This window comes from Cryobacterium sp. Hz9 (assembly GCF_004402825.1).
In the GTDB taxonomy this organism is placed as follows: Bacteria; Actinomycetota; Actinomycetes; order Actinomycetales; family Microbacteriaceae; genus Cryobacterium; species Cryobacterium gelidum.
Window position 1 is genome coordinate 67,901 of record NZ_SOFC01000008.1, and the last position, 14,845, is coordinate 82,745.

The window sequence follows — 14,845 nt, forward strand, 5'->3', positions numbered from 1 at the left end:
GTGCGAGATGCCGGTTAGACGGTAAATCAATCGGCGGGCAGCTCCCTCTCCTGCGGCGACGGCCCCTCGGCCTCACCGCGGGGGCGTTGGCGGTGCTCGCCGTTTTTGTGCGCACCGTCGATGCCCAGCCTAAGGACCCCAATGACTACTGGTCCAGCTCTAGGCCGACGCCCGTTCCGCAATATCTGCTCGATCTCTCGCAGGACACCGAGCGCACCATCGTGCCGCAGATCGTGGAAGGAACCACCGAGTTCACCGCACGACTGCGGTTTCTCGCCGGTGGAGATGGTGGTTACGTGCAGGGCGTCACCAGGTTCGACGCGGCGACCGGCGCCGAGCGCTAGCACCTGTCGCTCGTGCAGGACGCTGAGGTTCGCACCGTTCACCTGCCGGCATCCGCTACAGAAACCATTGTCGGCTTCGAACTCTCGCCGCACGACCAATACCTGTCCGTGCACATCATGCCCAACCGTGAGACCGATGCGTCGGACGGATACCCGGTGAACGCGCAAACGAGGGATGCGACGACCCTGTTTGTGAACGTAGCGTCCGGTGAGGTGCGCCGCAGCGTGCTCGGCTTCGACGCCACGTGGCCGTAGTCGCCGCAACGACCACGCGCGGACCAGGCGGGCGCTACCGCCCGCGACGTTCCCGGGCTGTCACGCGCAGCCCGCTGCAGCGCAGTCGCACGATCATCTCGCGAAAGCTTACGGGGAGCGCCCCGGCCGCGACGAGGTCGATATAGCGGGTTTCAGGAACGTCGTAGTGGTCGAGGTCGAAACTTCGCCGGGGAATGCCGGCGGCTTCCGCGAACGCGTGCAGTTCGTCAAGATTCGAGTCGCTCACGAGGTGCGCCCACACCGTTCCGTGCGCCGGCCAGCTAGGCTGGTCGATAAGTATTGACATGATCGAAGTCTACGAGCCGCACTGTGTCCCAGACACGCCGCGGTTCCGACACGCCGCACCGTTGGTTTGACCACGGGTAGCGGATCAGGTAAAGTCAACCCTTGGTGTGCGTAAGGCAAAATCAACGCAAACACCAAGATTTTCTGAGTGCACTGGGCCAACCGGTTTGTGCGCCGCAGTCAATTTACAGCAGTGAATTTTCAGATTCGGAGCCTCGGGCTCCCCAGAGATTGGTACGTAAAGTGGTTTACGCAGTTGTGCGCGCCGGAGGGCGGCAGGAGAAGGTAGAGGTCGGTACCATCGTGACGATGGACCGAATCAAGGCTGACAAGGACGGCAACGTCGAGCTGGCCGCCGTGCTTCTCGTCGACGGCGACAAGATCACCTCTGACTCGACGTCACTGGCCAAGATCAAGGTCACCGCCGAGGTTTTGAACAACCTTCGCGGCCCGAAGATCGTCATCCAGAAGTTCAAGAACAAGACCGGGTACAAGAAGCGTCAGGGGCACCGTCAGGAGCTCACTCGCGTTCAGGTTACCGGCATCGCCTAGGCCTGAGGAGATAGACAGATGGCACACAAAAAAGGTGCGAGTTCCACTCGCAACGGTCGTGACTCGAACGCCCAGCGCCTCGGCGTAAAGCGCTTCGGCGGTCAGGTTGTCGGCGCGGGCGAGATCATCGTTCGTCAGCGCGGCACGCACTTCCACCCCGGAGTCAACGTCGGCCGTGGCGGCGACGACACGCTCTTCGCCCTGGAAGCTGGCTCCGTGCAGTTCGGCGCCAAGGGTGGCCGCAAGGTCATCAACATCGTGGTGGCAGCCGAGTAGGTCGTCGCAGTACAGCATTTAGCACAGCGTCAGGGCGGGCTTCGGTCCGCCCTGACGTGTTTGTTCGTCGAAAGTTTTTTGCATCAACCAGCGGTCCTACCGCATCCGTTTCATAGCACCGTGTTTTGAAGCATTTCTTGCGCCACCTGAAAGGGGCACTCCATGGCCACATTCGTTGACCACGTGACGCTGCATTTACGAGCGGGCAATGGAGGAAACGGATGCGTTTCGGTCAAGCGCGAGAAGTTCAAACCACTCGCCGGCCCCGATGGCGGTAACGGCGGCGGCGGCGGAGATCTCGTGCTCGTCGCCGACCCGAGTACGACCACCCTGCTCGGTTACCACCGTTCACCGCACCGCAGCTCCGACAACGGCGGCCCCGGCATGGGCGACCACCGCAACGGCCACAACGGCGATATGCGCGAGCTCATGGTCCCCATCGGCACCGTGGTCAAGGACGTGGAGGGCAACCAGCTCCTCGACATGAACGAACCCGGCCTGCGCCTGATCGTCGCACCCGGCGGCCAGGGCGGGCTCGGCAACGCTGCCCTCGCCTCAACCAAGCGCAAGGCTCCCGGCTTCGCGCTGCTCGGCACGCTCGGCTGGGAAGGTGACGTCTATCTCGAACTCAAGACCGTCGCGGATGTCGCGCTTGTCGGGTATCCCTCCGCTGGCAAGTCCAGCCTCATCGCGGCCATGAGCGCAGCCCGGCCCAAGATCGCCGACTACCCCTTCACTACGCTGCACCCCAACCTCGGCGTCGTCGAGTCCGGTGAGTCGCGTTACACCATCGCCGACGTACCCGGCCTGATCGAGGGTGCGAGCGAGGGCAAGGGCCTCGGTCTCGAGTTTCTCCGCCACGTCGAGCGCTGCACCGCGCTGCTGCACGTGTTGGACTGCGCCACACTCGAGCCCGGCCGCGATCCGATCAGCGACCTCGACGTCATTCTCGGCGAACTCGACGCCTACCCGGTACCCGACGGCCAGAAGCCGCTGCTGCAGCGTTCCCAGCTCATCGCCCTGAACAAGATCGACGTGCCGGAAGGCCGCGAGCTTGCCGCGTTCGTCAAGGCCGATCTGGAAGCCCGCGGCTACCGCGTGTTCGAGATCTCCAGCGTCACCCACGAAGGCCTCAAGCAGCTCAACTACGCCCTCGCTGAAGTTGTGGAACGGGGCCGCGCCGAGGCTGCCGCAGCCGAGGCGCAGAAGCCGCGCATCATCATCCGTCCGAAGGCCGTCGACGAGGGTGGTTTCGTCATCAAAGTCGAAGGTGGCACCTTCGGCAACATTTACCGCATTCTGGGCACGAAGCCGGAACGCTGGATTCAGCAAACCGACTTCACCAACGACGAGGCCGTCGGCTTCCTCGCCGACCGGCTCGCCAAACTCGGTATCGAGAACGAGTTGTACAAGTCGGGTGCCATCGCGGGCTCGACCGTCATCATCGGCCCAGGCCACGGTGTCGTTTTCGACTGGGAGCCCACTCTCACGTCAACCGCCGAGCTCATCACCGCCCCGCGCGGAACCGATTCCCGCCTCGATGAGCCCAAGCGCCGCACGAGTAACGAACGCCGCGAAGAATACTTCGGCCGGATGGACGCCAAATCGTCGGCTCGCGCCGAACTCATTCGCGAGCGTGAAGCCGGCATGTGGCAGACCGGTGAAGAGGAATACAACGAAGACGTGCGCCTCGCCGACGTCGAGTTGACGGTCAACGGGGGAGTTGCTCCCGCCGACACCGCCTCGGCTGACGAGGCCGAGACCGGTACTGAAGCCGAGACCGAGGTCGACGGCAGCAGCGACAACGACAGCGAGGTCGACACGGCGGAGGAAGTTCCGAAGTGAGTGGCTTAGCCAGAGACAACGTAGCGGGCGCCAAACGCGTCGTCGTGAAGGTTGGATCGTCGTCGATCAGCGGCGCGAACTCCGACCAGATCACGCCACTCGTTGACGCCCTGGCCGAGGCCTACGGTCGCGGTACCGAGGTCGTGCTGATCTCCTCGGGCGCTGTCGCGACCGGAATGCCGTTTCTCAATCTCGACAAGCGCCCCAGCGACGTCGCCACTCAGCAGGCGGCCGCCGCTGTGGGGCAGAACGTGTTGATTTTTCGCTACCAGGAGAGCCTGGACCGCTACGGCATCGCGGCCGGCACGGTGCTGTTGACCGAGGGCGACGCCCTCAACGAACCCCACCGCAGCAACACGCGTCGCGCACTCGAACGCCTGCTCGATCTGCGTATTCTGCCCGTTGTCAACGAGAACGACACCGTCGCCGTCTACGGTTTGCGGTTCGGCAGTAACGACCGCCTCGCCGCGCTCGTGGCGACCCTCATCCACGCCGACCTGCTGATCATGCTCAGCGACGTTGACGCGCTCTACACCAAGCCGCCGCACCTGCCTGGTGCGGAGAAGCTCGACTTTATCGCCGCGGATGACCCGCTCGATGGTTTTGAATTCAGCTCGAGTGGAGCAACCGGTGTCGGCACCGGGGGAGCGAGCACCAAGGTGGTCGCCGCACGACTCGCCACCAAGGCTGGCACCGCCGTTCTGGTCACCTCGACCGAACTGGCCGCCGCGGCCCTGCGCGGCGAGCATGTGGGCACCTGGTTCGAGCCGACAGCCAGCGTGGAACGGCGCGCCCTGCTCTGAACCGGTGCGCTGGTCCGCTGCGCTAAACTATTTTTTGGTTGCGCGCTGCGTGGTCACAATTCACGCCGGAAGGCCAGTTGCATGTGGGGTTGCGCGTAGTGAACAGCTTCAGTGTGAGAGTCCTCAGCCGAAGAATCACCGTCCGATGAGGGCGCACTCGCAGCAGGTCGTTCGTTCGGCGGCGCGCATCGTGGTCAAGGTGGGCTCGTCCTCGATCAGCGGCGAGAATTCCGGTCAAATTGCGCCACTCGTTGATGCCTTGGCCGCGGCTCATGCTCGAGGCGCTGAAGTGGTCCTGGTCTCATCGGGTGCGATCGCGATCGGTATGCCGTACCTGCAGCTGCAGGAACGCCCGACCGACCTGGCCACGCAGCAGGCGGCGGCATCCGTTGGTCAGAATCTGTTGATCTTTCGGTATCAGGACAGCCTCGACCGGTACGACATCGTGGCCGGCCAGGTACTGCTCACAGCGAGTGACCTCGACAATGCCACCCACCGCGGCAACGCACAGCGTGCCATGGAACGTCTGATGGCGTTGCGTATTCTTCCGATCGTCAACGAAAACGACACGGTCGCCACCCACGAGATCCGATTTGGCGATAACGACCGGTTGGCGGCCCTCGTCGCCACCCTGATCGGCGCCGACCTGCTCGTGCTCCTCAGTGATGTCGACGCCCTGTACACCTGCCCGCCGGATCAACCCGGGGCCGAGCGAATCAGCCTTGTTGCTTCCGGTGATCCGTTGGTCGGAATGGAATTCGGCGCAACAACCGTCAATGGTGTCGGCACCGGAGGAGCCAGCACCAAGGTGACAGCGGCGCGCATTGCGGCCCAGGCCGGAACTGCTGTGCTCGTCACGGCGACCAGCCTGGTGGCCGAGGCGTTGCGCGGCGAACCGGTCGGAACCTGGTTTGAACCCCGGATCGCGCCGGCAGCACCGCGTATCTCCTGAGCAAACCCGACAGTCTCCCAGCACCGCCTCCCGTAAACTAGGCGCATGTTGCAGTCTTTGAACGATGTAGACCAGCTCACGCCGACCCTGAAGGCCGCTCGAACCGCGTCCCAGTCGCTCGCCTCGGCGCCGACAGAGGTCAAGAACACAGCACTCAAACTGATTGCCCAGTCGTTGCGCGACCACGTCGAGCAGATCGTCGTGGCCAACCAGGCCGACCTCGCTGCCGCAGCCACCAACGGTCTCGCCACCGGATTACTCGATCGCTTGAAGCTCGATGCGCCGCGCATAGCGGCCCTCGCCGACTCGGTCGACCAGATAGCCCTGCTCACCGACCCGGTCGGCGAGGTCGTGCGAGGCAGCAGCTTGCCCAACGGCATCAAGATCAGCCAGGTGCGCGTTCCGTTCGGCGTTATCGGTGTCATCTATGAGGCTCGCCCCAACGTCACCGTGGACCTCGCCGCGCTCGCCCTGAAGAGCGGCAACGCCGTCGTACTCCGCGGCGGCTCCGCAGCCGAGAACAGCAACCGGGTGCTCATCGATCTCCTACAGGTGGCCATCGCCGCCGCCGGACTCAACGCCGACTCTGTGCAGACCATCGACCCGTTTGGCCGGGCCGGCGCCACCGAACTCATGAAGGCTCGCGGGTACGTGGACGTGCTCATTCCTCGCGGCAGCGCCAACCTCATTCAGACCGTGGTCAGGGAGTCCCAGGTGCCGGTCATCGAGACCGGTGCGGGAGTTGTGCACGTCTTCCTCGACGAGACCGCCACCAAAGAGTGGGCGATCGACATCGTGCACAACTCCAAGACGCACCGTCCGAGCGTCTGCAACGCTCTCGAAACGCTGCTGGTACACCGCAGTGCCGCCGAACGGCTCCTGCCCGACGTGCTTGCCAGGCTCGCGGAATCCGGTGTCTCCATCCATGCGGATGCCCGCACCCGCGCGCTCTATCCCGACGCTATCCCGGCGACCGACGAGGACTGGGCGACCGAATACATGAGCCTCGACATCTCGGTCGCTATCGTTGACTCGCTCGACGAGGCCATCGCCCACATTCGCCGCTACTCCACCGGGCACACCGAGTCAATCATCACGAACGATTTGCAGAACGCGGAACGGTTTTTGAACGAGGTCGATTCTGCCGCGGTCATGGTCAACACCTCCACCCGCTTCACCGACGGCGGCGAGTTCGGCTTCGGCGCTGAGGTGGGCATTTCCACCCAGAAGCTGCACGCTCGTGGACCGATGGGTTTGCCAGAGCTGACCAGCACAAAGTGGATCGTGCGCGGCACGGGACAGGTGCGCGCGTAGTTCGGGTCAGATGCGCAGGTCCGGCTAGAATAAATCGACGGCGTGAGTCGCCAGGCCCGCGACCTGTCGCAGCCACCTCAAGCCGAGCCTGACAGGCGCGGCCCGTGAATGGAGAACCGATGTCTTTTGTGAGTGCCGTACTGACCGAGGTCGGGCACGTCGCCCTGCCGTTGCCGATTATCGCGTACCCGCTGGTCGCGGCCGTGCTGTTTCTGGCCCTCGGCGTCGTGGTGTGGAGCTTTCGCGATGTTGCCAATCGCCACAGCGCCAAGGCTAATGCCTACGCCGCCGCGCACGGCGGACACGCTGGAGCCTCCAGCACCGGTGGCCACTAGAAGCCTGATCTCAACGTGACAGTTCGTCGTCCGCGCATCGGCGTGATGGGCGGAACGTTCGACCCCATCCACCATGGTCACCTCGTCGCTGCCAGTGAGGTCGCGCAGAGTTTCGACCTCGACGAGGTTGTCTTCGTGCCAACCGGAGAGCCCTGGCAGAAGAGCGGAGTGACCCGCGGGGAGCACCGCTACCTGATGACAGTAATCGCGACCGCTTCCAATCCGCGCTTCACCGTGAGTCGGGTCGATATTGACCGAGTTGGGCCCACCTACACCATCGACACGCTGCGTGATCTGCACGAAGAACGCCCCGACGCTGAGTTGTTCTTCATTACCGGCGCGGATGCGATCACGCAGATCCTCGGGTGGAAAGACGTGCGGGAGCTCTGGCAGTTGGCGCACTTCGTCGCTGTGAGTCGCCCGGGTCATGAGCTGAGCGTTTCGGGTTTACCGAACCAGGACGTAAGCTTACTGGAGGTGCCGGCACTGGCTATTTCGTCCACTGACTGCCGGGCACGGGTCAATCGGGGTTTCCCGGTCTGGTATCTGGTCCCCGACGGGGTCGTCCAGTACATCTCAAAGCATCATCTGTATCGGAGCGTGGCATGACGGTGGGAGACTCTCAGCCGCTCAGCCGACGCCAGGCGCGTGAACTCGCCCGTGACCAGGGCGCCGAAATCGCCGCCGTACAGGAGGGAATTCCTTCTCTCGATGTTCCGGAGCTGGCGCCGGGAGCGCTTCGTCCCGCACCGGTCGGCAGCGCTTCATCGCGACGATCGAGTCGGAATGACACCGTCGAAAGTTCGGACGAGTCCACAGCTGCCGCCGCAGCCCGCTCCAAAACGGCGCCCGCTGCAGCCAAAAACAACCAGTCGGGTCCGGCGTCGCGCATCCTGAGCCGGCGGGAATTGCGCGCTGTACACCAACGCGGGGAAGAAGAAGCGGCCAGCACGTCGGATTTGCCGTCTTCAGAACACCAAGCGGTCGATGCTGAGTTGGTCGAAGCCGAACTGGTCCATGCCGAACTGGTCGATGCCGAGCTGGTCGATGCCGAGCCGGGTGAACCCGCCGCGGACGTCGCCGAACCCGAGCAGCTGCACGCCGAACCGGTCGTGAGCGCAAGCTCTAAAACCGATTGGACACCACCCATCGGGCACTGGTCGGTCGACGCGGATGGCGCGCGGGCCGAGATGGCACAGCCCGACCAATCCCTCGACGAACTGATCAATCGCGGTATCGGGGCCGGTGGCATTCCTACGACCACCAACGCGCTCATCTTGCCGGCGATTCCCCACCAGGGCAACAGCGTCAGTCCGATTTCCAATACGGGCGAGATCATGATCACCGGTTCGTTCGACCTGCCGCGCAGTCTCGGCTCGACCGGCGCCCACCCGAATCTGTTCGATTCGTCGGAAATGGACCACATGATGGACCAACTCGACGCCGATCAACTCGGCGGGGACTCGGCCCCGGTCAGCGCAAGTCGCGCCGTCAGCACGCATGCTTCCACGCGGGACATGTTGACCCCGCCCAAGAAACAGCACGCCTCGCTTCCGATAGTCCTGGTTATCACGACGGCCGCCCTGGCCGTCGGTGTTCTAGCGCTCTTCGTGACCGGTTACCTGTCGGGTATTTTCTAGTGGCGCGCCATGCGCTGCCACTTCGCTCCCGCTTCGCGCGCCTGTGCAGCTCGCTTTCTTTCGTTCCCCCCATCATCGCTACGGGTGCATTCTCGCCTCGCGGCACAATCTCAAGGATTCATTCATGACCACTTCACCTCACGCCCTCGAGCTACTCACCATCGCCGTCGCCGCCGCCGACTCGAAGGGAGGGGAAGATCTGGTTGCCCTCGACGTCTCGAACCCGCTTCCCCTGGCCGATATCTTCTTCATCGTCACCGGTCGCTCGGAGCGCAACGTCGTTGCCATCGCCGGTGAGATCGAGGACAAGCTGATCGAGGCCGGTCACAAGCCGCTGCGTCGTGAGGGTCGCGCTGCCGGCCGCTGGGTTCTCGTTGACTTCGGTGACCTGGTCGTGCACGTCTTCCACGAAGAGGAGCGCCAGTATTACTCCCTGGAGCGCCTCTGGAAAGATTGCCCGGTAATCCCGACCGGGATTCCCGCCACGGTGGCGGCAGAAGAGGTCGCGGAAGAGGTCGCGGAAGAGGTCGCGGAGTAGCTTTGGTTTCGCAGATCACATTCTGTGTTGTAAGCTAACAAAGTTGTTTCGGAGAGATTCGGAACAGCAATCTGGGTCCGTGGCGCAGCTGGTAGCGCACCTGCATGGCATGCAGGGGGTCAGGGGTTCGAATCCCCTCGGATCCACCAGATAGAAAATAGCCCCGACATCGTCGGGGCTATTTTTTTATTGTTTTCGCTGACGCTTTCTCTGGTCTGCCTGCTTCTGGCCTGCCTTTCTTCTGGTCTGGCGTTCTTGTTGAATATTGCGCAACCGTCGCCATGACCTGCGCCACGGCAGACGGCGACCTGCAACCGGCCAACTGTGCTCTTGATCCATAGCGCAAGGGAATGATTGCAGAAGAAATATTGCGCGGCGGGTATCGGAAAGGGAGTCGGGCAGCGATAATTCGTTAGTGGTAATGCCACGCCGCGAATGTATCCATCCCGAATATATTCGATCCCTCATTGGAGAATCCCAGAATGAAGAAGACCACGGTTCAACTACTTGACGACCTCAACGGCGCCGTTATCGAGAATGGCGACGGAGCGACAGTTTCCTTTGCCTTTGAAGGCGACTCATATGAGATCGATCTGTCCGCAGAGAATCTTGCTGCATTTCGAGCTGCAATGAAACCGTATACGAATGTTTCACGTCGAGTGGGTTATGTGCCCGCCAAGCCGCGCGTTGCCAGTTCCGCCGGTTCAGATCGGGCCGAATTGCAAGCCATCCGCGCGTGGGCTGCCACGAACGGTATACAGGTATCCGACCGCGGGCGCATCTCTGGCACCGTACGCGAGGCCTTCGCCAACGCACAGGCTAAATAGAAAGCCGACGACGTCACGCAATCTGCGCCACTGAACATGATTGCCCAGGACGAGCGGTGTCCCTGCTTGAGCGGGGAAACCTATTCCGCCTGCTGTGGCCGATTCCATAGCGGTACCACCGTACCGGCCACGGCCGAATGGCTCATGCGGTCGCGGTACAGCGCCTTTTGCTGCGGCAATGCGCAGTACCTGCTGAACACGTGGCATCCGCTCACTAGGCCGGGATCGCTCGAATTGGACGCGCAGCTAACATGGCGACGGCTTGATATCGTACGTACTGAACGTGGCGGCCTTCTTGACAAAGAAGGCGTCGTGGAATTCATAGCCCACTATCGTGAAGGGGGCATACCGGGGCAGCAGCACGAAATCAGCCGCTTTCGCAAGGTCGATCGGCAGTGGTATTACCTCGATGCCGCGCCGGATAGTGCGGCTGCCGGATAGTGACGCTGCCGGATAGTGCGGCTGCCGGATAGCGTGTGGTACTCGCCACCAGCGACTTTGCCACGAACGCTATTCGGCAGCGACTTCCCAGAAATTTACCTTAGGTTGCGTGAATGTTTGAGCACCTGTCCGGCGATATTGCCAGCGGCAACGACCCCCGGCATCCGGTGCGTCGTGCCCTCCGAAGCGCTCGCGCCTGGGCTGACGGGCATCCCTGCCTACTTTTCTCCTATCGCCTTGGCGTCGGTCTGCTCGGCACGATCATTGTCGCAGTCGGCGTCATTCTGATTCCCTTGCCGGGGCCGGGCTGGCTTATCGTCTTTCTGGGCCTGGCCGTGCTCGGAACAGAATTCTCCTCAGCCCGTCGGCTTGGCGCGTTCCTCAAGCGCGTTCTCGCGCGAGCCTCGGCCGGGTGGCGCGCACGCCGCGACCGTCGGCTGGTCAGTCCGTCCTGACCGGTCGGGCCGACCGCCGTCCGATCCGTGCTCGCTCAGCGGGCGCCGAGAAAGAGTGCCGCCAGGAGCGCGACATACACGACGACGAAGATCGTCGGCGTGAGAAATCGTACGACGTTAACCCACTTTCCCATGGCTACGATGCATTGGGCAAGTGAACTGGGCTGGTCGAGAGCGCGCAGGTCGGCGATGACGGCGAGTCCTTCGTTCGCGGCGGCGATTTGGGCCAGTGCCCCCAGAATGCCCGATGCGAGCAGAATGCCGGCCGTGGCAATGCGCACCGTCGGGTCGGCGGTGGCCAGTCCCACAGCGAGAAAGCCGATGACGGCCGTCAACAAGAACGTGGGCGCTGCCTGAGCGGCAATGATGTGCCCCCGGGCTTTTCCCCAGGCGGTGATCAGGGCGGATTCAGTCATGGTGGTCTCCAGTCGTCGGGTACCGGGCCGGTACGTGGCTCTATTCTGGTGGCTCATGCCGACGGACCGGTTCTGTTCGCCAGGCAAGTCGAGGTTGATGGAATAGCCAATGTCTGGCCGCGGTTGCAGCGCTATATGCTTTTGCATAGAGAAGTCTATTGCTGTGAGAGGGCGTAACCGCGTGACGTACAAACTTGAATTGGGACTCGATACCTTCGGAGACGTCACGTTCGACGGCGACGGGCAACCGCTCGATCAGCCGCAGGTGCTGCGCAACGTCGTGGCGGAGGCCGTTTTGGCCGATCAGGTGGGCCTGGACTTTTTCGGTATCGGAGAGCACCACCGCGCTGATTTCGCCGTCTCCGCTCCTGAAGTTGTGCTCGCGGCCATTGCCGGCCAGACCAGCCGGATTCGACTGGGCTCAGCCGTGACCGTGCTCAGTTCCGACGACCCGGTGCGGGTATATCAACGATTCGCGACCCTCGACGCCGTGTCGAGCGGGCGGGCAGAGGTCATCCTGGGGCGTGGCTCGTTCACCGAGTCCTTTCCCCTCTTTGGCCTCGACCTGGGCGACTACGAGCAATTGTTTGAAGAAAAACTGGAGCTGTTCACCGAGTTGCTGAAAGAAGCGCCGGTGACCTGGACGGGACAGACCCGGCCAGGGTTAAACAACCAAACGGTGTTTCCACCGACCGAATCCGGTTCGATCAAGACTTGGATCGGTGTGGGTGGCAGCCCCGAATCGGTCATCCGCGCCGCGCATTACGGCATGCCCCTCATGCTCGCCATCATCGGAGGCGCCCCGCTCGCTTTCGCACCCCTTGTTGACCTGTATCACCGCGCTTTGGCGCAGTTCGAGAAGCCCACGCTGTCGATCGGGGAGCACTCGCCCGGCTATGTCGCCGCGACGGATGCCCAGGCGCGCGAGGAAATGTGGCCGCACTACGAGGCCATGCAGAACCGCATCGGTCAAGAACGCGGTTGGGGCCCCGCCACGCGGGAACGCTTCGAGCAAGATGCCGGCCCCGATGGCGCTGTCTTCGTCGGCTCGCCCGAGACGGTCGCCACCAAGATTGCCACCGTCGTCAAGGGACTGGGCTTGTCCCGCTTCGACCTGAAATACAGCATCGGCACCCTGCCGCACGAGAAGCTCATGAACAGCATCGAGCTCTACGGTACCCGGGTGGCGCCACTGGTGCGCGAGCAGCTCGGCTAAGCCGGCTGGGAGGGCCCCGGTGACCGGATGCCTGTAGCGTATTCTCAAAGCGGTATCCGGTCATGCGTTTGCGCGCTGCCCTGTCGCTGCTCTCGCACGCGACCGTGTCCCATCTTCGTCCCGAGGAGACTCATGGAAACCTGGCCCGGAACCACCTACCCCCTCGGGGCAACGTTTGACGGGAGCGGTACCAACTTCGCCCTGTTCAGCGAAGCCGCCCAACGCGTCGAACTGTGTCTTATCGACGACGACGGCCGTGAGACGCGGGTGGAGGTGCGGGAGTCATCCGCTTTTATCTGGCACTGCTATCTGCCGCTCGTACAACCGGGCCAGCGCTACGGCTATCGGGTGCACGGCGACTACAACCCGGCGGCAGGCAACCGGGCCAACCCGAACAAGCTGCTGCTCGACCCCTACGCCAAGGCGACCACCGGGGCTATCGACTGGGATCCGTCGCTGTTCTGCTACGACTTCGATGACCCCGACGCGCCCAACAACGAAGATTCCGCCGCGCACGTCATGCTCGGTGTGGTCGTGAACCCATTCTTCGACTGGACCGACGACCGGTCTCTGCGCACTCCATACAGTTCGTCGTTCATCTACGAGGCCCACGTCAAGGGACTCACCCAGCTGCAAGAGTTGGTGCCCGAATCCCAACGTGGCACGTACGCCGGGCTGGCGCACCCGTCGGTCATCGATCACTTGCAAAAGCTCGGCGTGACCGCCATCGAGCTGATGCCGGTGCACCAGTTCGTCAACGACGGCACTTTGATGGAGCAGGGCCTCAATAACTACTGGGGCTACAACACCATCGGATTCTTCGCGCCGCACAACGCATATTCATCGACCGGTGACCTGGGCCAACAGGTGCAGGAATTCAAGGGAATGGTGCGCAGCCTGCACGCCGCTGGCATCGAGGTCATTCTCGATGTGGTCTACAACCACACCGCCGAGGGTGATCATATGGGGCCAACCCTGTCGTTCAAGGGGATCGACAATGAGGCCTATTACCGTCTCATGGACGACGATAAGCGCTATTACATGGACTACACCGGCACCGGAAACACCCTCAATGTGCGCCACCCGCACGTGCTTCAGCTCATCATGGACTCTCTGCGGTACTGGGTCACTGAGATGCACGTCGACGGCTTTCGGTTTGATCTGGCCTCCGCCCTGGCCCGCGACCTGTATGACGTCGACAAGCTCTCCACCTTCTTCGAGCTCGTGCAGCAGGACCCGATCGTCTCGCAGGTCAAGCTCATCGCCGAGCCGTGGGACGTGGGGCCCGGCGGCTACCAGGTGGGTAATTTTCCCTCGCAGTGGTCGGAGTGGAACGGCCAGTACCGCGACACCGTGCGGGATTTCTGGCGCGGCGAGCCCTCGACACTCGGCGAGTTCGCCTCCCGCATCGCCGGCTCGGCCGACCTCTACGAGCACTCCGGGCGCCGGCCGATGGCCTCGATCAACTTCGTCACCGCTCACGACGGCTTCACGATCGCCGATTTGGTCTCCTACAACGAGAAGCACAATGAGGCCAACGGTGAAGACAACAAAGATGGCGAGTCGCACAACCGGTCGTGGAACTCCGGCGCTGAGGGTGCCACTGACGATCCCGACATTCGCAGCCTGCGCGCCCGGCAGGCACGCAATTTCATCGCTACCCTGCTGCTCTCGCAGGGGGTACCGATGCTGCTGCACGGTGACGAACTCGGCCGCACTCAGCTGGGGAACAACAACACCTACGCCCAGGATTCCGAACTGAGCTGGGTGCACTGGGATGAAGCGGATGGTCCGCTGATCGAATTCACGGCGGCCGTTTCCCGCCTGCGCAAGGAGCACCCGACGTTCCGGCGCAGCCGGTTCTTCGATGGGCGCCCCGGCAAGCGGGTGGCAGGGGAATCGCTGCCCGACATCGTCTGGCTGAACACCGACGGTGAGCCGATGGCGTCAGAAGACTGGGACGCCAAGCTTGCCCGCACGGTCGCCAAGTTTCTCAACGGAGCCGGAATCCGCGAGCGGGACGTGCGCGGCCACGACGTCACCGATGTCAATTTTCTGCTCTTGTTCAACGCAGACGCCGAGGATGTCGACTTCGTGCTCCCGCCCGACGAGTACGCCCCAGCCTGGGAGATTGTGGTCGATACTGCGGGCGTGGGTGCCGATTCCATTGCCCACCCGGCCGGGGCGATTCAGACGGTGGTCGGCCGTTCGCTCGTAGTATTACGCGCGTATCAGGAACCCGAAATAGCGCCGGATCACTCCGTGGCGGCTTCGCTGGCCGTTACCACCGGGCTCATCACTCTGCCCGGTCGCAGCTGAAGGCCGGACCG

At 63.0% G+C, this 14,845-nt stretch carries 19 protein-coding genes and 1 tRNA gene; 18 read left to right on the forward strand and 2 right to left on the reverse strand.

Annotation, left to right across the window (positions count from 1 at the left end):
• The first annotated feature begins 92 nt into the window (after positions 1 to 92).
• Together E3N85_RS02375 and E3N85_RS02380 are read left to right on the forward strand one after the other, a co-directional pair.
• Positions 93 to 344 (forward strand): hypothetical protein, encoded by a 252-nt coding sequence (locus E3N85_RS02375; RefSeq protein WP_134459009.1) that lies wholly within the window; start codon positions 93 to 95, stop codon positions 342 to 344.
• Between the two features lie 12 nt (positions 345 to 356).
• Entirely contained in the window at positions 357 to 599 is a 243-nt protein-coding gene (locus E3N85_RS02380; RefSeq protein WP_134459011.1) for a hypothetical protein, read from the forward strand.
• Positions 600 to 633: 34 nt separating this feature from the next.
• On the opposite strand, the gene E3N85_RS02385 is transcribed toward E3N85_RS02380, so the two are convergent.
• Complete coding sequence (locus E3N85_RS02385) at positions 634 to 906, reverse strand: DUF4031 domain-containing protein (RefSeq protein ID WP_134459013.1); 273 nt, start codon at positions 904 to 906, stop codon at positions 634 to 636.
• Between the two features lie 242 nt (positions 907 to 1,148).
• Between E3N85_RS02385 and rplU the strand changes: the two genes are divergently transcribed.
• From rplU to E3N85_RS02455, 14 genes are all read left to right on the forward strand, one after another.
• Entirely contained in the window at positions 1,149 to 1,457 is a 309-nt protein-coding gene (gene rplU / locus E3N85_RS02390; RefSeq protein WP_104081810.1) for a 50S ribosomal protein L21, read from the forward strand.
• An 18-nt stretch (positions 1,458 to 1,475) separates the two neighbouring features.
• Positions 1,476 to 1,733 carry a 50S ribosomal protein L27 gene (gene rpmA, locus E3N85_RS02395; protein WP_035836705.1) on the forward strand — a complete coding sequence of 86 codons (258 nt, stop codon included), beginning with the start codon at positions 1,476 to 1,478 and terminating at the stop codon, positions 1,731 to 1,733.
• Between the two features lie 162 nt (positions 1,734 to 1,895).
• Complete coding sequence (obgE, locus tag E3N85_RS02400) at positions 1,896 to 3,578, forward strand: GTPase ObgE (protein ID WP_134459015.1); 1,683 nt, start codon at positions 1,896 to 1,898, stop codon at positions 3,576 to 3,578.
• Entirely contained in the window at positions 3,575 to 4,381 is an 807-nt protein-coding gene (proB, locus tag E3N85_RS02405) for a glutamate 5-kinase (RefSeq protein WP_134459017.1), read from the forward strand. The genes obgE and proB (E3N85_RS02405) overlap by 4 nt, the downstream gene beginning before the upstream one ends.
• Positions 4,382 to 4,526: 145 nt before the next feature.
• Positions 4,527 to 5,333, forward strand: coding sequence for a glutamate 5-kinase (gene proB, locus E3N85_RS02410; RefSeq protein ID WP_134459019.1), 807 nt, complete (start codon positions 4,527 to 4,529; stop codon positions 5,331 to 5,333).
• A 45-nt stretch (positions 5,334 to 5,378) separates the two neighbouring features.
• A complete protein-coding gene (locus tag E3N85_RS02415) occupies positions 5,379 to 6,647 on the forward strand; it encodes a glutamate-5-semialdehyde dehydrogenase (protein ID WP_134459021.1) in 1,269 nt (422 codons plus the stop codon).
• 119 nt (positions 6,648 to 6,766) lie between these two features.
• The gene (locus tag E3N85_RS02420) at positions 6,767 to 6,982 is read left to right on the forward strand and encodes a hypothetical protein (protein WP_134459023.1); all 216 of its coding nucleotides are present in this window, start codon (positions 6,767 to 6,769) and stop codon (positions 6,980 to 6,982) included.
• A 15-nt stretch (positions 6,983 to 6,997) separates the two neighbouring features.
• Complete coding sequence (gene nadD / locus E3N85_RS02425; RefSeq protein WP_134459025.1) at positions 6,998 to 7,591, forward strand: nicotinate-nucleotide adenylyltransferase; 594 nt, start codon at positions 6,998 to 7,000, stop codon at positions 7,589 to 7,591.
• A complete protein-coding gene (locus tag E3N85_RS02430; RefSeq protein ID WP_134459027.1) occupies positions 7,588 to 8,622 on the forward strand; it encodes a hypothetical protein in 1,035 nt (344 codons plus the stop codon). The genes nadD and E3N85_RS02430 overlap by 4 nt, the downstream gene beginning before the upstream one ends.
• A gap of 124 nt (positions 8,623 to 8,746) precedes the next feature.
• Positions 8,747 to 9,160 (forward strand): ribosome silencing factor, encoded by a 414-nt coding sequence (gene rsfS, locus E3N85_RS02435; protein ID WP_134459029.1) that lies wholly within the window; start codon positions 8,747 to 8,749, stop codon positions 9,158 to 9,160.
• A gap of 73 nt (positions 9,161 to 9,233) precedes the next feature.
• A tRNA-Ala gene (locus tag E3N85_RS02440) sits at positions 9,234 to 9,309 on the forward strand.
• 333 nt (positions 9,310 to 9,642) lie between these two features.
• A complete protein-coding gene (locus E3N85_RS02445; protein ID WP_134459031.1) occupies positions 9,643 to 9,987 on the forward strand; it encodes an Lsr2 family protein in 345 nt (114 codons plus the stop codon).
• Between the two features lie 36 nt (positions 9,988 to 10,023).
• Complete coding sequence (locus E3N85_RS02450) at positions 10,024 to 10,428, forward strand: YchJ family protein (RefSeq protein WP_134459033.1); 405 nt, start codon at positions 10,024 to 10,026, stop codon at positions 10,426 to 10,428.
• 113 nt (positions 10,429 to 10,541) lie between these two features.
• The gene (locus tag E3N85_RS02455; protein ID WP_134459035.1) at positions 10,542 to 10,883 is read left to right on the forward strand and encodes a TIGR02611 family protein; all 342 of its coding nucleotides are present in this window, start codon (positions 10,542 to 10,544) and stop codon (positions 10,881 to 10,883) included.
• 35 nt (positions 10,884 to 10,918) lie between these two features.
• On the opposite strand, the gene E3N85_RS02460 is transcribed toward E3N85_RS02455, so the two are convergent.
• Positions 10,919 to 11,299, reverse strand: a complete 381-nt coding sequence (locus E3N85_RS02460; RefSeq protein WP_134459037.1) for a hypothetical protein — start codon at positions 11,297 to 11,299, stop codon at positions 10,919 to 10,921.
• A gap of 181 nt (positions 11,300 to 11,480) precedes the next feature.
• On the opposite strand from E3N85_RS02460, the gene E3N85_RS02465 reads away from it, so the two are divergent.
• Positions 11,481 to 12,515, forward strand: a complete 1,035-nt coding sequence (locus tag E3N85_RS02465) for an LLM class flavin-dependent oxidoreductase (protein WP_134459039.1) — start codon at positions 11,481 to 11,483, stop codon at positions 12,513 to 12,515.
• A 132-nt stretch (positions 12,516 to 12,647) separates the two neighbouring features.
• Positions 12,648 to 14,834, forward strand: a complete 2,187-nt coding sequence (gene glgX, locus E3N85_RS02470; RefSeq protein WP_134459041.1) for a glycogen debranching protein GlgX — start codon at positions 12,648 to 12,650, stop codon at positions 14,832 to 14,834.
• The last annotated feature ends 11 nt before the right edge of the window (positions 14,835 to 14,845 follow it).